14 protein-coding genes and 1 pseudogene are annotated in these 17850 nt (G+C 64.7%); 9 read left to right on the forward strand and 6 right to left on the reverse strand.

Annotation, left to right across the window (positions count from 1 at the left end; translation table 11 throughout):
- Window positions 1-35 precede the first annotated feature (35 nt).
- Window positions 36-479, reverse strand: a complete 444-nt coding sequence (locus tag ACZ1JW_RS10310; protein ID WP_465140500.1) for a DUF2946 family protein — start codon at window positions 477-479, stop codon at window positions 36-38.
- A 147-nt stretch (window positions 480-626) separates the two neighbouring features.
- On the opposite strand from ACZ1JW_RS10310, the gene ACZ1JW_RS10315 reads away from it, so the two are divergent.
- Genes ACZ1JW_RS10315 through ACZ1JW_RS10325 form a run of 3 tightly spaced genes read left to right on the forward strand, consistent with a single transcriptional unit; the run spans window position 627 to window position 4682 of the window.
- The gene (locus ACZ1JW_RS10315; protein ID WP_465140501.1) at window positions 627-2567 is read left to right on the forward strand and encodes a potassium transporter Kup; all 1941 of its coding nucleotides are present in this window, start codon (window positions 627-629) and stop codon (window positions 2565-2567) included.
- Between the two features lie 7 nt (window positions 2568-2574).
- Complete coding sequence (locus ACZ1JW_RS10320) at window positions 2575-4011, forward strand: ATP-binding protein (protein WP_465140502.1); 1437 nt, start codon at window positions 2575-2577, stop codon at window positions 4009-4011.
- Window positions 4008-4682 (forward strand): response regulator transcription factor, encoded by a 675-nt coding sequence (locus tag ACZ1JW_RS10325; protein WP_465140503.1) that lies wholly within the window; start codon window positions 4008-4010, stop codon window positions 4680-4682. The genes ACZ1JW_RS10320 and ACZ1JW_RS10325 overlap by 4 nt, the downstream gene beginning before the upstream one ends.
- 17 nt (window positions 4683-4699) lie before the next feature.
- Here ACZ1JW_RS10325 and ACZ1JW_RS10330 read toward each other — a convergent pair whose 3' ends face one another.
- Both ACZ1JW_RS10330 and ACZ1JW_RS10335 read right to left on the reverse strand, forming a co-directional pair.
- On the reverse strand, window positions 4700-7258 hold the full coding sequence (locus tag ACZ1JW_RS10330; RefSeq protein ID WP_465140504.1) for a DUF2309 domain-containing protein: 2559 nt from the start codon (window positions 7256-7258) through the stop codon (window positions 4700-4702).
- Window positions 7259-7299: 41 nt separating this feature from the next.
- The gene (locus tag ACZ1JW_RS10335) at window positions 7300-8694 is read right to left on the reverse strand and encodes a proton-conducting transporter transmembrane domain-containing protein (protein WP_465140505.1); all 1395 of its coding nucleotides are present in this window, start codon (window positions 8692-8694) and stop codon (window positions 7300-7302) included.
- A gap of 101 nt (window positions 8695-8795) precedes the next feature.
- On the opposite strand from ACZ1JW_RS10335, the gene ACZ1JW_RS10340 reads away from it, so the two are divergent.
- Window positions 8796-9662, forward strand: coding sequence for a LysR substrate-binding domain-containing protein (locus ACZ1JW_RS10340; RefSeq protein ID WP_465123635.1), 867 nt, complete (start codon window positions 8796-8798; stop codon window positions 9660-9662).
- Between the two features lie 3 nt (window positions 9663-9665).
- Here the strand turns inward: ACZ1JW_RS10340 and ACZ1JW_RS10345 are convergent, their stop codons facing one another.
- The gene (locus tag ACZ1JW_RS10345; protein WP_465123634.1) at window positions 9666-10043 is read right to left on the reverse strand and encodes a hypothetical protein; all 378 of its coding nucleotides are present in this window, start codon (window positions 10041-10043) and stop codon (window positions 9666-9668) included.
- A 409-nt stretch (window positions 10044-10452) separates the two neighbouring features.
- Between ACZ1JW_RS10345 and ACZ1JW_RS10350 the strand changes: the two are divergent.
- Window positions 10453-10581 (forward strand): annotated as a pseudogene (locus ACZ1JW_RS10350) (LysR family transcriptional regulator); the annotation flags it as partial.
- Window positions 10582-10731: 150 nt separating this feature from the next.
- Window positions 10732-11355 (forward strand): LysR substrate-binding domain-containing protein, encoded by a 624-nt coding sequence (locus tag ACZ1JW_RS10355; protein WP_465142760.1) that lies wholly within the window; start codon window positions 10732-10734, stop codon window positions 11353-11355.
- Here the strand turns inward: ACZ1JW_RS10355 and ACZ1JW_RS10360 are convergent.
- Complete coding sequence (locus ACZ1JW_RS10360) at window positions 11338-13095, reverse strand: cation:proton antiporter domain-containing protein (RefSeq protein ID WP_465140506.1); 1758 nt, start codon at window positions 13093-13095, stop codon at window positions 11338-11340. The genes ACZ1JW_RS10355 and ACZ1JW_RS10360 overlap by 18 nt on opposite strands.
- A 104-nt stretch (window positions 13096-13199) precedes the next feature.
- Between ACZ1JW_RS10360 and ACZ1JW_RS10365 the strand changes: the two genes are divergently transcribed.
- The 3 genes from ACZ1JW_RS10365 (at window position 13200) to ACZ1JW_RS10375 (ending at window position 16943) form a co-directional block, all read left to right on the forward strand.
- Window positions 13200-14690 (forward strand): DUF4139 domain-containing protein, encoded by a 1491-nt coding sequence (locus tag ACZ1JW_RS10365; RefSeq protein ID WP_465140507.1) that lies wholly within the window; start codon window positions 13200-13202, stop codon window positions 14688-14690.
- Window positions 14691-14764: 74 nt separating this feature from the next.
- On the forward strand, window positions 14765-16225 hold the full coding sequence (locus ACZ1JW_RS10370) for a DUF4139 domain-containing protein (RefSeq protein WP_465140508.1): 1461 nt from the start codon (window positions 14765-14767) through the stop codon (window positions 16223-16225).
- A gap of 184 nt (window positions 16226-16409) precedes the next feature.
- Window positions 16410-16943, forward strand: coding sequence for an SCO family protein (locus ACZ1JW_RS10375; protein ID WP_465140509.1), 534 nt, complete (start codon window positions 16410-16412; stop codon window positions 16941-16943).
- A 35-nt stretch (window positions 16944-16978) separates the two neighbouring features.
- Here ACZ1JW_RS10375 and ACZ1JW_RS10380 read toward each other — a convergent pair whose 3' ends face one another.
- Window positions 16979-17710: a cupin domain-containing protein gene (locus tag ACZ1JW_RS10380; RefSeq protein WP_465140510.1), complete on the reverse strand. Its 732-nt coding sequence runs from the start codon at window positions 17708-17710 to the stop codon at window positions 16979-16981.
- Window positions 17711-17850: the final 140 nt, after the last annotated feature.

Here is a 17850-nt window from a genome sequence, read left to right on the forward strand (position 1 = left end):
TCGATTGTGCCAGAGCGTGGCTCCGGCGCAGGCTGTCAGGCAGGCATTCCGGCGGGCGGGCCGCAAGGTGGCGGCAGCATGCGATGGGCCCTGCGCGGCGCGATAACGCCGTGGGCGGTGAACCCCAGCGCAAGGATTAAGGCGAGCGCTAGAGCCAGTTGCAGAGTGTCGGTGGCGGAAAGCGCAGCAAAGCCCAGCGCCGTGAACGCACAACTCTCGTGCGCCTTTGCCATGGCCGGTGCCTTGCTGCCCGATTGCGGTACGGTGATCTCTATGGCCGAGCGTGCGCCGGTGCTGTCAGCGCAGACCAGCACGGTCAGTGATTTTGCCGAAGCCTCGACCATGAATCCGGCAGGGACGAGCGCCTTCATCGCCACAGCAAGCGCGACCAGCAGCAATGCCAGCCGGTAATTCAGCATTAGCGATGTGCGCAGCCCGCCCATGGCCGCGCCCTTACGCGGCGTTTTTGGCAGTGTCATCCCGCTTCACATGAACTTCATGCGGTAATCGCGACGGGCAGGCGTGGCGCTGATCTTTATGGAAACTTTACGCCGCACGCCTCGCATCCCCATATCGCCATTATGCGGTTCTGCGCGATGGGGCAGGCTCCATACCAAGGACCGACCATGACCGAGGCAGATCAGCCGCATCCCCAGCCGCACCCTTCACCCGCCCATCAGGCACAGCGCCATTCCCTTGCCATCCTGACATTGGGCGCCATCGGCGTCGTCTATGGCGATATCGGCACGAGCCCGCTCTACGCCTTCCGCGAGGCACTGGCGCAGACCAGCGCTGACGGCATCTCGCGCCCCGAGATCCTCGGCGTTCTCTCGCTGGCGCTGTGGGCGCTGATCGTGGTGGTGACGCTCAAGTACGTCGCCTTCCTCATGCGCATGGACAACAACGGCGAAGGCGGCGTGCTTTCGCTGATGGCACTGGCCGAGCGTGCGACCAACCGGAAGTGGCCGATCGTGCTGCTGCTGGGCGCAACGGGCGCGGCGCTGTTCTATGGCGATGCGATCATCACGCCCGCGCTGTCGGTGCTTTCTGCGGTCGAGGGCTTGCGTACCATTCCGGGCATGGAATCGATGAGCGAGCCGACGATCCTCGGCGTCACGCTCGGCATTCTGGCCGGGCTCTTTGCCGTGCAGGCGCGCGGGACGGCGGGGATTGCGGCGTTCTTCGGCCCGGTCTGCCTCGTCTGGTTCGGCGCGCTAGCCGCGCTCGGCCTGTGGCATATCGCCGATGCGCCTGCGATCCTCGAAGCGTTCAACCCGCTCCATGCGGTGCGCTTCATGCTGGGCAATGGCGTCTCGGGCCTGTTCGTGCTCGGCGCGGTGTTCCTGACCGTGACAGGTGCCGAGGCGCTGATTGCCGACATGGGCCACTTCGGCGCGAGCCCGATCCGCCTCGGCTGGCTCGCCCTTGTCTGGCCCGCGCTCTCGCTCAACTATCTCGGCCAAGGCGCGATGGCACTGAAGGCGCTGGCTGTGGCCGAAGGCTCGGGCCACCTGCTGGCCAATGCCGACTGGTTCTTCCTGATGGCCCCCGATTCCCTGCGCGCGCCACTGGTCGTGCTTGCCACCATGGCCACGATCATCGCCAGCCAGGCCGTGATCACCGGCGCCTATTCGCTGACCCATCAGGCCATCGCGCTCGGCCTGCTCCCGCGCCTTGCCATCCGCCAGACCTCGGAACGGCAGGTCGGGCAGATCTACATTCCGGCGGTGAACTGGCTCCTGCTCGCAGGCGTTGTCATCCTCGTGCTCGGCTTCGGCAGCAGTTCGGCGATGGCGGCGGCTTATGGCATCGCGGTCACCGGCACGATGGTCGTCACCACCTGCCTCGCCTTCATCATCGCCTGGCGCTACTGGCATTGGGAGCCGGTCTGGGCCGCGCTGCTCATCGCCCCGTTCCTTGCGCTCGACGTGTTCTTCTTCGGCGCCAACATCCTGCGGGTGACCGAGGGCGGCTGGGTGCCGCTGGTAACCGCCGCTGCCATCGGACTGGTGATCTTCACCTGGCTGCGTGGCAGGAATGCGGCGCTGGAGCGTCAGCAGGAACAGGGCGTGCTGCTCGATGAAATGGCTGTGGCACTCGCCGCGCGCCCTCCGGTGCGGATCGAGGGGACGGCGGTGTTCCTGACACAGGACCTTGCAAACGCTCCTGCCGCGCTGCTTCACAACCTCAAGCACAACAAGGTGCTGCACCGCTGCTCGATCGTGCTCAAGGTTCAGACCACGGACCGGCCATGGGTCGATGCCGCGAACCGGCTGACGCTGGAGCGGATCGACGACAACTTCGTCCGGGCAAGGCTGAGCTATGGCTACATGGACCGGATCGATGTGCCGAGTGATCTTGCCCGCAGCGAAGGCCTGCTGGCGCGGACGGGCGGAACCTCGTTCTTCGTCGGACGCAGTGCCATCCGCTTCGCCTCGCGGCCAAGCCTGCCGCGCTGGATGACGGTGATCTACATGTTCCTCCACCGCAACGCGTCCGACCCGACGGCCTATTTTGCCATTCCGCCGAACAGGGTGGTCGAACTTGGCAGCCAGATAGAGCTATAGTCGGCCCGTGCCGCGCTATCTTTCTTCCGCTCTCGAGGCTCTGCTGGCCGTCGCCGTGGTGGCAGCGCTGACTTCGGCACTGCTGCCGACGATGGGGCTGGCCTCGGCAGCGCTGCTGTTCCTCCTGCCGGTGCTGCTTGCCGCAACGCGCGGCGGGATCGGCCCGGCGATGATCGCGGCGCTGGCAGGGGCTGCGGCCTACAACTACTTCCTGCTGGAGCCGCGCTTCACCTTCCGCGTCCATCGTCTCGACAACCTCGTCAGCGTCTTCGTGCTCTGCGTAGTGGCCGTTGTCACCGGGCGGCTGGCGACCCGATTGCTGGCGCGCGAGGCTGAGGCCAACGAGCGGGCGGGGGCCAGCGCGGAAGCGGCAACACTGGCCGGGCTCCTGTCCGCCGAGCCTGCCAGCGAAGCACTGGACCGCGCGCTTGGCTATCTTGCAACGCGTTACGGGCAGGTGCTGCTTCTGGACGAGGTCGGGGAAGGCGGCCTGTCGTCGCTCGATCAGTCCTCGCTCGATCAGTCGGCTGCGGCCTGGGCATTGCACAATGGCGATGTCACCGGGCACGGCACGCTGACCATGGCAGCGGCGGACTGGACCTTCTTCCCGCTCGTCCGGCGCAACCGGCCCGGCGATGCGGTTCTGGCACTCGCAAGGCCCGCCACGGGGCACACCCGCACAACCGCCGAGATCGAACGCATGGCCGAACTGTGCCTGCAACTCGGCCAATCGCGTGACCGCGAGAGCCTGCTGCGTGAACGGCGCGAGCGCGAACTGGCCGAAGCGCGCGACAGGCTGCGCAGCACGTTCCTCGCCTCGCTTGCCCACGATTTCCGCACGCCATTGACCGTGATCGCTGGGCGGCTGGAGCAGATCGCGCGCGAGCGGCCCGATGTCCGCGATGCGCTGGTCGCAACGCGCAGGCTAGACGGGATGATGGCCAACCTGCTCGCCGCCGCACGGATCGAGGGCGGATCGCTCAGCGTCGCTTGCGAAAGTCTCGATCTGATCGACGTGATCGGCGGCGTGTGCGATCACCTCGTCCTGCCTGCAGCGGTCACGGTCCGGCGCGATGTGGCGGCGGACTTGCCGTTCGTGCGCGGCGATCCGGTGTTGTTGCACCACGTCATGGCCAATCTCGTCGACAACGCCGTGCGCCATGCCCGCTCGCAGGTGACCGTTGCGGCAAGGGCAGATGGCGAACGTGTCTTACTGAGCGTAGAAGACGACGGCACCGGCGTGCCCGAGGCCGAGCGCGCGCTGATCTTCGAGCGTTTCCGCCGCATTGAAGGGTCGGACCGCACCGATGGCAGCGGTCTGGGCCTTGCCATCGTGAAGGACTTTGCCGATGCGATGGGCATGGATGTGAACATCGCAGAGGCAGCAGGCGGCGGCGCACGGTTCGAGGTTTCGGCCCCGTCCACGAAAGCCACGCAGCCATGAGCCGCATCCTGTGCATCGATGACGAACCGGCAATCCTGCGCCTGCTTGATGTCGTGCTGCGCCGGGACGGACACGTCGCGCTCCCCGCCAGCAATGCAAATGCCGCGCTTGCCCTGCTGGCGCACGAGCCGATCGATGCGGTGCTGCTCGATCTTGGCCTGCCCGATCGTGACGGGCTGGAACTGCTGGGCATGATCCGGACGCGCTGCACAGCACCGGTCGTCGTGGTCTCGGCGCGCGGGGAAGTGCAGGAGAAAGTCGCCGCGCTCGATCTCGGAGCCAGCGACTATGTGACCAAGCCCTTCGATGGCGATGAACTGCTGGCACGTCTGCGCGTGGCGCTGCGCGGGGCGGGCAAGGCCGTCCAGCAGGCCGAAGTGCTGGAACATGGCCCGTTGCGCCTCGACCTGCCCCGGCATGAGGCAAGCGTTTCCGGCAGGCCGGTGCAACTCACGCCCAAGGAATTCGCCGTGCTCCACGCGCTGGTCGATGCCGGCGGGCGCGTCCTCACCCACGTCGCCCTGCTGGAAAGCGTATGGGGCAAGGCGCACCGCGATGATGTCGAGTACTTGCGCGTTGTGATCCGGGCCTTGCGGCTCAAGCTTGAGGAAGACCCGTCACATCCGCGGTTGATCCGCAACGAACCGGGGATCGGCTACAGGTTGAGCTGATCCCCGGCGTCTTTAGATCAGCAGGGCCGCGCCGCCCATTCGCCGCGGACCCAGTGGTGCGCCTTGTGCTTCCAGGGGTCGATCACGACGAGTTTGATCCAGCCGTTCTCGACGAGACGGCCGACCGCATCGTGGGCAAGGACGATGTCCTGCACGCGCTGCAGCGGCGCTTCGATGATCACCGAAAGGCGGCGCGGGGTGTGGTAGGGCGTGCCATCGTCGCGGAACAGCGACTGGCGCGGCAGCCCGACGCACAGGTCGCCGCCGCTGCCCTGCACCACGCCAAACCCGCCGACGACGTTCTGCGTGGTCTTGTCGCCCGCGCCGAACACCTCGTTGTCGATGGTCGAGAACAGGTACTGGCAGTTGATCCACTGCGCCACGATCATCGGCGCGGTCATGATCCCGGTCAGCGCGCTGCCGTCCTCGTCCTTCTTCCAGTCGTAGCTGTGGAGGAACGCATTGCCGCCAAGATCGATGTCCGCCGTGAGCGCGCGGGGGCCAACGATGAAAGCGGCATTGCCCGACAGGCCCCACTCGGGGCGGACTTCGCCCCAGTGGGCGGCACCGGTCAGCAGATCTTCCGCGGTCCGGCCTAGACGGGCGGCGCGTTCCTGGCGGCACTTGGCGCCCGCCTGCAGCAGGGCTTGCTCGAACCGGGCGAGGTCCTGAGCGTGGGTGGCGGGAACGAGCTGGCGGTCGAAGATTTCCACTTCATCGCGCGTGGTGTCGTGCTGGGCTGCGATGAACCAGGTATCATCGGGCAACTCGAGGCCTTGCGCGGCGAGACCTTCACGCACTTGAGTGTCGTTGAGGATCGCAGCCATGAGGCGGGCGTTGGGGCCGCCGGGGTGACCGCCGCATGCACCGCAATCAAGGCTTGCGGCAAAGGCGTTGTTGGTGGTGCAACCGCCATGGCCGACCAATGCGACCAGTCGCGCAGTTTCTGCAGAGAGGCCGGTCAGCGCGAACATGCCGCGTGCGTAGGCGATGCGTTGCTCGAGCGGGATCGCGCTGGCGCTGTGGTTGTGCGTATGGTCGTGATCGTTGCTGGCCGACGGGGTCAGCACATGGCCCCGCTCACCGACTAGCCGCTTGCGCATCGCATCGGAGAGGCGCGGGGCGAGCGTGCGGGCCAGCAGCGCGACAGCCGCGAGCGGACCTGCCGCTTCGGCAGTGGCAAAGCCAGTGGCACCACCCTTGGTGGTGTCGAGCATGGCGCGCGCGTCGGCAAGAGCAGCATGGCGGGCGAGCATGGCGTCGGCTTCCGCCTCCCGGCCTGTTGCGGGACGTTCTGCCACCACGTGCGCTGGCGACAGCAGGACCGGCAACTGGTTGCGCTGCGGGGCCTCGCAGGCCGGGTTGATCGCGATGGGCAGGCCGAAGAAGCCGGCGTAGCCCAGCGTCTCGTACCGCCCTTGCGCTTCCAGTGCGCGCCGCATCGGCTCCGAGCGGACGTCAATGCAGAACACGGCCTGCGCCTCGGCAGCAGGCTTTGCCACAGGTGCGGTCATCCGGGCCGATGCGCCTTCGAGCAGCGGGGCGTATTCAGCGAGGAACGAGGCCTCTGCCGCCTGCTGGAAGATCAGGCCCAGCTCCGCCAGCGACAGGTCAGCGATGCTCCGCAAGCGATTGCGAGCAGCTTCGGTCCATGTCTCCGCGGCATCGGCGGGCAGGCCGAAGTGGGCAAGCAGGGCCTGTTCGACACCAGATGCTTCGGCGCTGGCGTCGGGCAGGGCACGCGGCCCGTTGCGGACAGTCCCTTCAACCAGGGCGACCAGCGCCATCAATTCGACCATCGTGGCAGGCGCACCTTCGCTGGCGGCAGGGCCACCGTGTTCGCTGCGCCAGCGCAGATGTGCCGCCCAGCCAGGCAGGGCAGCGACCAGCGACCGCAGCCAGCCAAGCCTCCGCTCGCGCGCAACGCCATCGCGCCGTGCGGCAAACAGCAGCATCTCGATGGGATCGGCGGGCACCAGTTCCAGCCAATGCGCAGCGGTTGCATCACCGGTGCGGACGAGGGCCGGATCATGCCGCAGCGCGGTGCTCAGGCAGGCATAAAGGCCGAGGTGACGACCGGGCAGGCGCAGTGCGCCGTTGCGGTCGAAGAAAGCGGCGAGCCAGCGCGCGAGGATGGCGCAGGCGGGGGACAGCTCGCGACGGGTGGCCGGAACGTCATCGGTGGGCAGCTCGGTCAGCCGGGCGACCAGCAGGTTGTAGGCGTTGAGGTCGGGCCCCAGCGGCGCGAAAGCCTCGTCCAGTCCTCCGAGTGCGTTCACGACGGCCTTGCGCATGGCGACGTAGTCGATGCGGCCTTCTTCCATGATCTTGCGCCACTGGATGAGGGACAGCGAGGGGCGAGCGCCGAACAGTCTGGCGGCCTCGGGCAGGGCCTGCTCGAAGGCTTGGTCTTCAAACCCGGAGAGCGGGTTGACGGCGATGGCGCTGTCGAGCGGCCAGAGCGGCGCAACGGTCTGTGCGGCGATATCGACGAGTGCCTGCAGTTCCTGCCGTTCGGCCTGGAGGCTGACGGGAATGCCGCTTGTCGCTTGCATAGCTCCGGTGGCGATGTTCATGGCTTGGGTCCTTGATCTGGATTGGCCGAAGTCTTGAGTTTTCAGGCAGTGATGGTGCTGCCGGCATGGATCAGGCGGGCGTAGAGCGCGTGAGGCAGGGCTTGCTCGCCTGTCACCACCCGCTGCTGCCAGACCCAACCCGCCAGGAAGAGCGAGAGCAGTGCGATCTGGCCATAGGGCGAGATGAGCGGCTGGGCGGCAGAAGGCTGAAGGATGGTCATGATCGCAAGCGCCGCTGCGTTGAGTGCGATCAGTACGATCGGGGCGATTGCAACGACAAGTCCCAGTGGACCGCGTGGCAGTGCGCGCATCGCCAGCACAAGAGCACAGAGCAGTGCGGTGAGCGCGAGACCAACGGGGAGAAGGGCGTCGGCATGCTGGGTCTCGATCAGGGTAATGCAGCCGGCCAGCGTCGCGAGGGCGATGATGGCGGGCCAAGGCTGTGGCAGGCCCTTGGTGCGCGTCGGTGCGGTCGAGATCGTGCCGGCCGAGCCGAGGAACAGCCAGGCCTTGAACAGACCGTGGGCGACCATGTGCCAGAGTGCAGCGGGATAGGCCCCCAGTGCGACGGTGAGGAGCATGAAGCCCATCTGTCCGACCGTGGAGGCAGCGAGAGCACCCTTGACGTCGCTGCGGACCAGCATGATCGCGCTGCCGACGAGGGCGGCCACGACCCCGGTCGCAAAGAGGGCGTAGCGTGCCGCGATGACAGCCTCAAGCGCGGGGGCGAAGCGGATCAGGAGGAAGCCGCCTGCATTGACGAAGCCTGCATGCATAAGCGCCGACACCGGGGTGGGGGCCGCAAGCGAGCGCATCAGCCATGTCGAGAACGGTGGCAGGGCACAGCGGGCAAGCGCGGCAATGACCAGTAGGAAGGCGGCGAGCGTCAGCTGCGGACCGGCCATGGCGGGAACCGCTGCCGTGATTGCGGCGATGTCGCTTGAACCTGAGCCAAGAGAGAGGACGAGCATTGCACCGACCAGCGCGAGATCGCCGATGGAGAAAGCGATGTTGGCCGTGCGAGCGGCATCCCGCGCTTCGCTCCATTCACCGACGTGACCGATCAGGCCTGCCATCAGCCGACCGGACACGATCCATGCGGCGGCAAGCAGCAGGGCATCGGAGGTCAGCCCCATCAGCACTGTGGCAATGGCAAGACCGACAGCAAGTCGCGCGAAGGAAGCGCTGCGACGATCAGCGCGCAACTGGCGTTTTGCGAAGACCAGAACGACGACAGTGACGAGCAGGCTCAGTCCTGCCAGCGCCACACCCGCGGTCGTCGCTGCCACATGCCCGGTCAGGAAAGCCGCGCCCAACAGCAGGCCAAGGGCCGCCACAGGCAGGTTCGCAACTGCTGTTCGCAGTACTGTTGCAGCAGAGCGATTGGCTGCAGGGATGGCTGCTTGCCGACTGGCAGTCATGGTCATCTGATTCATTTCAATGCCTCCTTGCCTGTGCAGGTGCAGCATCGGTCATGATTGGTGAAACGAATTTCTGAAATATTGAAGATTTCAATTATAAATGATATAGCGATCTCATGGCCTTACGAAACCTCGACATCGATCTGTTGCGTTGCTTCGTGACGATTGCCGATACCGGCAGCTTTACCCGTGCGGGCGAGCGGCTGGGGCGGACACAATCCGCAATTTCATTGCAGCTGAAACGGCTGGAGGAGCAGGTCGGCCGTGTCCTGTTTCTGCGCAGCCCACGCTCTCTGGCGATCACCTCGGACGGGGAGCGTCTGATCGGCCCCGCGCGGCAGATCCTGCGGCTTCATGATGCCACGGTGGCCGAGATGTTCGAACCGGACATTGCCGGCTCTGTCCGCATAGGCGTGCCTGAGGATTTCGCGACGGCGCATCTACCGACCGTCCTTTCAGCCTTCACCGCAGCGCACCCGCTGGTGGAACTGGAAGTGACGTGCGACCTTACGCTGAACCTGCTTGAGCGCTTCCACGCGGGTGATTTCGACCTCGCAATGGTCAAGCGTCAGCCGACGCAGGAGCAGCAGGACGGGGTGCGAGTCTGGCGCGAACCGCTGGTCTGGGTCGCTCGGGATCGGCAGTCGGCCTCCGACTTTGCGCGTGTGCCGTTGGTCGTCTCGCCCGAACCCTGCGTCTATCGCAAGCGCGCGACCGAGGCGCTTGATGCAGTCGGGCGTCCATGGCGTGTGGCCTATACCTCGACCAGCCTTGCCGGGAGCCTGTCAGCCGTGCGGGCAGGACTTGGAATGACCGTGCTGCCACTGGAAATGGTCCCGCCCGGACTTGCCGCCGTGGGCGAGGATGCCGGTCTTCCTCCGCTCTACGATACCGAGATTGCGTTGATCGAGGCGCCGGGCCTGTCTGACACTGCGCACTTGCTGGCCCAGCACATCATCGCCGCGCTGGAGCGGGGAGCGTGAGGTTCAGTTCCCAAGAGAAATACGGGCGGCGGGAACCGGACGGATGCATCGCAATCCTTCCTCCACAGGGTTGACGCAGCGACTGGGCTGAATCCTGAGTGCGCGCAGATGAGGCCCCGCAGCATCGCCCGTCCGGACATCCTCTGAAGGTACGCGAAGCTTCAGGATGCGGTCCGCGCGGTTTGCACAGACTGTGACGACCTGCGAAGTCGGGCAGGCCTTCGTGCTGGTTGTCGAGAGGCCGCTTTTCGGGCTGTCGTACGACAGGTCAGCTGGCAGGCGGAAGCTGTGGTGCGCGCTTTCGGCCATTGCCGTCGCACCGATCGGGTGGCTGGCCGGGATCAGGGTCGTTGCGAGGGCAGTTGCAAACAAGGTCAGCATGGCTCTTGGCCTTTCACGTGCCCCGAGGGGCGGGATTGGTCTGGCGATGCGCGCCGCCAGGGTCGTCAGCGCACACCGCCAGTGCTCCACGTTCGGCGGCCAACGCTTCCGGGGGCGGGCCTCATCCGCACGTGGCGTGTCGCGTGCCGCAAAATTCGGGGTCGAGCGGCAAGGCGCGACGCGTTCGAAACTTGGCGGGAGCGGCGCGGACTGGGACTGTGCCGCTCCCGGGCAAGAGACGGTGGCAAGGCCGTCCGGTACAGGCGAGGGGGGGAGCCAGGTAACTGCCGGTTTCGGCCAGTTGGGGCGTCCTTCGCGTCTCTTGCCCTACCGGAATGACGGGATTCGCAAGTTGCGTCCAATCGAAAGAACAAGCATAAATCGATAGAGAATATCTATCGGGGTTTCGATGCCAACGGTTCGACAGCTTGAGTATTTCCTGGCCGTTTCCGAGTTGCGTCATTTTGGCAAGGCGGCCCAATCCTGCAACATTTCGCAACCGACACTGAGTCATCAGTTACGCGCCCTGGAAGACCGTCTAGGCACGACGCTTATCGATCGGGCGGCTCAATCCGTCGAACTGACGCCAATCGGACGCGAGATCGCCGAGCGGGCGAAGCGGGTACTGCTGGAGATTCGCGACATCCGGGCGCTTGCTGCCCGCTCGCGCAAGCAATTGACCGGGATCGTGCGATTCGGAGTCACGCCCACGCTCGGGCCATATCTCCTGCCGGCGATCATCGGCGGGCTTCATGTCGAGCAACCGGGCCTGCGCCTTTACATCCGCGATGGCATTCCGGTCGAACAGGCGCGCGATCTTGTCGCCGGGCGGCTCGACATGATGGTCGGCCCCGGTCCGGTGGTGGGCGAGGATCTCGAGGTGTTGCCCCTTTTCGAGGAGCCCATGACGATCGTTGCCCCGCGCAATCACCTCCTTGCCAGTGCGCGCAGAATCGATCGAAGCGACTTTGCAGGGGAGCGTTTCCTGACGCTCGATCCGCGCCATCACTATCACCAGCAGGTGCAGCGCGCCTGTGCCGAACTCGGAGCGGAAATCCTCTACGATTATGAAGGCACAAGTCTCGACAGCATCCACCAGATGGTCGGCAGCGGGGTGGGTTTGGCGATTCTGCCTGAACTGTACCTCAGGTCGGACGTGGGCGGCGATGCGCTGGTAGCGAGACTGAAGGTCGACAAGTGGCAATGTAGCCGCGAGATCGTTGCGGCATGGCGTGCGAAGTCCGCAAGTGCGGGTGATTATCATGCTCTTGCCAAGCGCATTCAGGCCGAGGCGTTATCCCTGCTGCGTTGACGCCTGCGGCTCCGTGATGATCCTGTCACGCGCGACGCGGATGTCACCCGCCGCGATCTGCAGCTTCAGTCGCTCACGATCGCTGGCGCGGAACATGTCTTCTGCGCGGGTTATCGCTTCCTGAGACAGTCCGGCGTCTGCCAGAGCGATGCGTGCCATCTTCACGGCGGACTCCATGACCTCGCGCACCACTGCGCCAACCGGCGTTCCGCGCAGGCGGATCAACGCGCGGCGGTCATAGGCGCGGACGTAGATCGCGGCCCGCGGGAAGGCATCGTGAACGGCTTCGACCAGTTCGGGCGAGACCTGATCGCCATCCATGCAGAAGAAGATCATCTCTGCTTCGTCCGCGCCAGCCTGTCGCAGCAGGTCCAGTCGGGTTCCGTCACCGAAATAGACCTTGGCACCGAAGGTTGCGGCCACATCGATCATCTCGATGTCGGTATCTACCATGGTCACTGGAATGTTGCTGGCAAGGAGCATCTGGGTGACGCTCTGACCGAAGCGGCCGAAACCGACCACGACGGCATTCGAACCATCGGGTTGAGGGCCTTCACGTTCGCCCTTGGCCGCTTCCGCCTCGCGTCGGAAATTGGCTGTGGCCATCATCAGGAAGGGCGTGGTGGCCATCGACAGCGTGACGACAGCGCCAAACAGGCTGGCAGCATCAGGTGCGATCAGTAGCGCATTCTGGGCCTGTGCGAACAGCACGAAGCCGAACTCGCCCCCTTGGCTGAGCAGCAGTCCGAGAGCCAGCGCACCGCGCCATGGCATTCCGAAAACGCGCCCGATGCCGAAGATAATCGTCGTTTTGATCGCGATCAGCCCTGCCGCCATCCCCGCCACGAAAAGGGGGCGCTCGGCAATGGCGTGCAGATTGAGCATCATGCCGACGGCAAGGAAGAACAGGCCGAGCAGGATCGAACGGAAGGGTTCGACATCGGCTTCAAGTTCGTGGCGATAGGGGCTGTCGGCCAGCATCACGCCCGCAACGAATGCGCCGAGCGCGGTCGACAGACCCAGCAGTTCCATCACTGCAGCCGAGGCCATCACCGTGAACAGCGCTGCGACGACGAACATCTCGCGCTCGCCAAGATTGCCGATCAGCCGGAACAGCGGGCGGATCAGGTATCGCCCAGCCGCGATCAGGGCGGCGATAGCCGCCAGAGTGTAGATTACCATCAGCCAGCCCGGAGGGCCGCCGGCGTCGGCCGGATTGCGGCTCATCGCGGTGATTATCGTGATCATCGGGATGATCGAGAGGTCCTGGAACAACAGGATGGCAAAGGCCCGCTCGCCGAACGGGGTGCGCAGACGCCCGGAAGACTGCAGCATCGGCAGGACCTGCGCGGTGGATGAAAGCGCCAAGGGCATGCCCAGTGCAAGCGCGGCTTCCCAGCTGAACTCGGTCGTCAGCAGGATCATGCCCGCTATCGCAAGGCCGCATGCGGTCACCTGCAGCAGGCCAAGACCGAGAATGTCGCGCTTCATCTTCCACAGGCGCGCGGGGTTCAGTTCAAGACCCACGAGGAACAGCAGCAAGGTGATGCCCAGTTCCGCAATGCCTAGCTTCTGTTCGGCATCGCCAACCAGTCCCAACACTTGCGGTCCGACTACGGCTCCGGCGAGCAGATAGCCCAGAGTCGCGCCCAATCCCAGCCGCCGGAAGACCAGCACGAACGCCAGCGCGAAGCCCAGCAGGAGGAACCCGTCGCGGAGCATGGAGGAATGTTCTGCCATTTCCTTTCTTTAGGCCGCTCCTGATTCATCGCAACAGCCGTTCAGCTTGCGTTGATCTGTCGTCACGGAAAGTCTAGCCCGAGGGAAACGACGGAGGGGCAGATATGCGCATGGGTCTTGTACTGGCGGCCGCGACGATTCCGGCAGTGGCCATGGCGCAGTCCGCGCAGACTTCGGCGCCAACATCCTCTCAGGGCGATGTATCGCTCACCATCTACAACAACGATCTGGCACTCGTGCAGGACGTGCGGCAGATGTCGCTGCCACTCGGCCGTACCCGGCAGGAGTTTCCTGATGTTTCGGCCGCGATAAGACCCGAGACCGTGACGCTCAACGCTGGCGGCACCGGCATCGTCGAACAGAACTTCGACTACGATCTGCTGACGCCTGCCAAGCTCATGGACAAGGCTGTCGGCCAGACAGTGACAGTGGTCCGCACCAATCCCGCAACCGGCGTGGAAACGCGCGAGGCCGCCACGATCCTTGCAAACAATGGCGGAACGGTTGTGCGCATTGGTGACCGGATCGAAGTGCTGAACGAATATGGCGCGCGCGTGATCTTCCCGAGCCTTCCGGCAGGATTGCGCGCACGGCCGACGCTGTCGGTCACGCTCGATACCACAACACCGGGTGCGCGGCCTGTCTCGCTCAGCTACCTGTCGCGCGGGTTTGGCTGGAAGGCGGACTATGTCGCCCTGTTTGACGAGGCGGCGGGCAAGATCGACGTGCAGGGCTGGATCACGCTCAACAACAACAGCGGGACGACATTCGGGAAGGCCAAAGTGTTGCTGGTGGCCGGATCGGTCGGTGATGGCGCGCAGAACTATGCCGCCCAGAACTATGGAGGGGGGCGCCCCGTGATGCCCGGCAATCGCATGGGCACGCAAAGTGCGGGCCGCGAAAGCCTTGGCGATTTCTACGTCTATCCCATTGCCGGGCGGACGACCGTCGCCAATGCCCAGCAGAAGCAGGTCAGCTTCCTCGATGTGGCAGGGGCACCCGCTACCAAGGCCTATCACTTCCGCAACGGCTGGCTCTCCAGCCAGACCGAGCCGCAGAGCGCCGACACCGTGCTGCGCTTCTCCACTGCGCGCGAGGCTGGGCTGGGCGATGCGCTTCCAGCGGGCACGGTCCGCGTCTATATGCGCGATGCGCGCGGGCAGCCGCAGTTCATTGGCGAGAACAGCATCGGGCATACCCCGATGGGCTCCTCGCTGGCGCTGAAGACGGGCGAAGCCTTCGATGTGAAGGTCCAGCCCGTGCTGGAAAAGCGCGACCGGATCGACAGCGGCGAATGGGAGCGGAGCCTGCGCTACCGTGTAACCACGCCCGGCAAGGCGCCGAGCGAAGTGACCGTAGAGACCGAAAAGGTCTTCTGGCGCACCACCATGACATACAAGGTCACCAACGCGAGAGCCACTCCGGTCGTCGTCGAAGTGGTGCAGGGCGGGCTCGACAACTGGTGGCACGATACCCGCGTGCCGTCAGAGAGCATCAAGGGCGAGCAACGCTCCGCCGACGAGCGCATCTGGCAGGTGCCGGTGCCCGCCAATGGCGAGACCACGCTGACCGTCCAGTTCGACACGCGGTACTGAGCGCGCCCGTGCGCCTTCGCGCAGCCATTCTCGCTCTGCTTGCGTGCTCACCTCCAGCGCTGGGGCAGGGGCTCGTGACCTCGTCCGCGCCCGAAAGCGTTTCGGTCAGCATTTATCGTGCGCCCGACCGCGATAGCGATACGGCGATGGATCTCGATTGGCTTGAGGGCTACGCACTCGTCACCGAGAAGCGCACCGTCGATATTCCTGCGGGCAAGGCGACAATCCGCTTTGAAGGCGTGGCGGCGGGGCTGTTTCCGGAAAGCGCCATTGTCACCGGCTTGCCATCGGGCGTGCGCGAAAAGAACCTCGATGCCGACTTGCTGTCGCCACGCAGCCTCTATGCGCGCATGTTCGGGCGGCCGATCATCCTGCGTCGGACAGCGCCTGCGACTGGTGTAGCGCGTGAGGAACGGGCGATCATTCGCTCGGGGCCCGACGGCGCGGCGATCCTGCAGACATCCGAGGGCTTCGAGGCTGTAAGCTGCGGCGGTCTCGATGATGAACTGCTCTATCCCGATGCGCCAAGGGACCTTTCGGCGCGACCGACGCTTTCCGTCGAGACGGACAGTCCTGTGGCGCAGAAGGCCACACTTTCGCTGTCGTACCTCGCCTGGGGGTTCGATTGGCAATCGAACTACGTGATCCACATGAGCCCCGACGGCCGCACCGCCGATCTTTCGGCCTGGGTCACGCTGGCAAGCAGCGACGCGACCAGCTTTGCCGATGCCGAGACTGCCGTCATTGCAGGCGAAGTCAATCGCGAGGAGAGCGAGGAAGGAGCCAAGCCTTCAGGCGGGGAACTGGTGCTGCAATGTGCGCTTTCGCCGGTGGCAGTAGTGCCTGTAGAACCTCCTGTATTGGCAATGCCAGCACCGGCTCCTCCGGTCATGGAAATGGCGGACATCGTTGTCACCGCGCAGCGCCGGAACGAGACGGTGATGAACGCCCCGGTCACGGTGCAGCAGGAGGGCTTGGGCGATCTCAAGCTTTATCGTGTGCCGGTGCCGGTCACGGTAGCCGCCAATGCGCAGAAGCAGGTGGCCCTCGCACAGAAGTCTGGCGTGAAGATGGAGGCGCTCTACCGGGCAGAAGTCTGGGAGGGTAGCGTGGGCGAGGTTCGCCAGATGCTGCGCACGCGCAATCGCAAGGAGGAAGGTCTTGGCCTGCCCTTACCGGGTGGTCCGGTCACCGTGTTCGAGCCGCATGGGGATGCAGTGCTGCTCTCGGGCGAGGGTGGCCTGCCGGATCGAGCGGTTGGCGAGGACGTCGAGATCATGCTCTCCGAGGCCACCCAAGTGACTGCTTCGGCAGAGGAACTGGAGGCTGACGAGCGATCGGCGACGGTCCGGTTGACGGTTCGCAACGCGCGGCCGGTTCCCATCAGGTTCGAAGCACGCATAGCGACTGCAGATGCGGTGCGGGCTGTCTCTGGTGGCAAGCTTTCGCGCAAGGACGGACGCAGCATCTGGGCGACCGAAGTTGGCCCGGGGGCGACGACGTCACTCGTTTACAGGATGGTTAAATCGGACTGAATTGCTTGCTGCTGTGTTTTGATGGCGCTTTCCGATGCTATCTGTGGCACCAGCGCAGCATCGGGGCGCTTAGAACAGACAGTCGGATAGAATGCGAAGAGCTTTTCTCCTTGGGGCATTGTTGGTGCTGGCCATTGCGGCGGGTTTTGTCATGTCCGGCAGAAGCAGTGAAAAGCCAGTCGCCGTGTCCAGCGTCGATGCGAAGGGCAACTACCGGCTTGTTGCAACGGACGGTACTCTGTTCGCGCGATCAAGCCTCAAGGGCCGTCCCTATATCACGTATTTCGGCTATGCCGCCTGCCCTGATCAATGCCCTGCCATGCTGGTGCGCCTCGCAAACCTGCGAAAGCAGATGGGACTTGCGCCACAGCAATTGCCGATCGTGTTCATCACGGTCGATCCGAAGCACGATACCCCCGAGCGACTGGCGGCGTTCGTCAAGTTTCTGGACCGGCCCATCATCGCACTGACCGGAAGTGCGGACGTGATCAACCGGGTGACCGACAATGCCGCCGTGTTCGTCGAGACTCGCACACAGCCCGATGGCAGTTACCGGATAGAGCACACGACAAACGCCTATCTCTATCACGCGAACGGCGACTTCTGGGACACGATCGCGCCCGGAGATGACAATGCCGTGGTGATAGAGAAAGTGCGCGGTGTGCTGAAGGCCCCTGCGGGCGAGGCAAGCGGACCTGCCTCCGATCCCGCTACCTGACCCGTAACCGTGCGGCGCTTCAGCCTTACCCTTCTTCAGGCATTCGGCCGATAGATGGCATAGACCTTCTTTACATGACTTCGGCTTTCCCATGAGCAATGTGCGCCCATCTCGACTAGGAAGAGGTCACCTTTCGAGAACGTCGCCTCCCGCCCCGCACCATCGATGAAGGTGACTTCACCTTCCAGCAGGTGCATCAGTTCATGGTGCCGGTATGGCATCGGCAAGCGGTGATAGGGCGTTGAATCCCAAGTGCCGCAAACGAACTCGCCATTGGCAGACCGGTAATCTGTAAAGTTCCGGCACGACGGCGTCGGGCCGACCAGCAGTTCTGCAAGCGGCGGTCCGGACGGGACAAGGTCTGCACTTTCATTGATGGGAACGATTGCGTCCGATCCGGCCGGACCGCTGCTGCAGCGCATGATGATCACGGTCGTGTCGACTGCAGCCTGCCAGCCGAAACGGCGGCCTGCTGGAATGACTCCACTGGCATTGCAAGGCAGCGCAACCGAAACGTCACCCTGCACCAACGTCAGTTCACCCTTGAGAACGAAGACAAACTCGTCCGCTTCCAGTCCGGCGTGTTCGCCCTCAGGAGAAACTCCGGCTGCAAGCACCGCGACCGCGCCGGTCGGCAAGGGCAGGTGACAGCTGTTGGAGGCCCATGCCGAAGTCATTTCCGAACCCGGGGCATGGTCAAACCGGACACCGTCAGCGAAGGCACGGAGATCGATGAAGGAGTGAGCCGTGGAATTGAGCGTGGTCATCCGAACCTGCAGCAAGCTTCTGACCTAGCGACCTTAGAGCCGGAGGCTGTTTGGTGCTGCGCGATCAGTGACCCGTGTCGGCACGAAGCGCCGAATGGCGAGGGTCAGGTGGCAGAGCCTGCTGCCAGAATTCAGCGAGG

This window comes from Novosphingobium sp. BL-A-28-Hi1-0D (genome assembly GCF_055521755.1).

Coding starts and splice junctions, on each gene's coding strand:
- ACZ1JW_RS10310 (WP_465140500.1), bottom strand. CDS start 479: ATGACACTGCCAAAAACGCCGCGTAAGGGCGCGGCCATGGGCGGGCTG.
- ACZ1JW_RS10315 (WP_465140501.1), top strand. CDS start 627: ATGACCGAGGCAGATCAGCCGCATCCCCAGCCGCACCCTTCACCCGCC.
- ACZ1JW_RS10325 (WP_465140503.1), top strand. CDS start 4,008: ATGAGCCGCATCCTGTGCATCGATGACGAACCGGCAATCCTGCGCCTG.
- ACZ1JW_RS10330 (WP_465140504.1), bottom strand. CDS start 7,258: ATGAACATCGCCACCGGAGCTATGCAAGCGACAAGCGGCATTCCCGTC.
- ACZ1JW_RS10335 (WP_465140505.1), bottom strand. CDS start 8,694: ATGAATCAGATGACCATGACTGCCAGTCGGCAAGCAGCCATCCCTGCA.
- ACZ1JW_RS10340 (WP_465123635.1), top strand. CDS start 8,796: ATGGCCTTACGAAACCTCGACATCGATCTGTTGCGTTGCTTCGTGACG.
- ACZ1JW_RS10345 (WP_465123634.1), bottom strand. CDS start 10,043: ATGCTGACCTTGTTTGCAACTGCCCTCGCAACGACCCTGATCCCGGCC.
- ACZ1JW_RS10360 (WP_465140506.1), bottom strand. CDS start 13,095: ATGGCAGAACATTCCTCCATGCTCCGCGACGGGTTCCTCCTGCTGGGC.
- ACZ1JW_RS10365 (WP_465140507.1), top strand. CDS start 13,200: ATGCGCATGGGTCTTGTACTGGCGGCCGCGACGATTCCGGCAGTGGCC.
- ACZ1JW_RS10380 (WP_465140510.1), bottom strand. CDS start 17,710: ATGACCACGCTCAATTCCACGGCTCACTCCTTCATCGATCTCCGTGCC.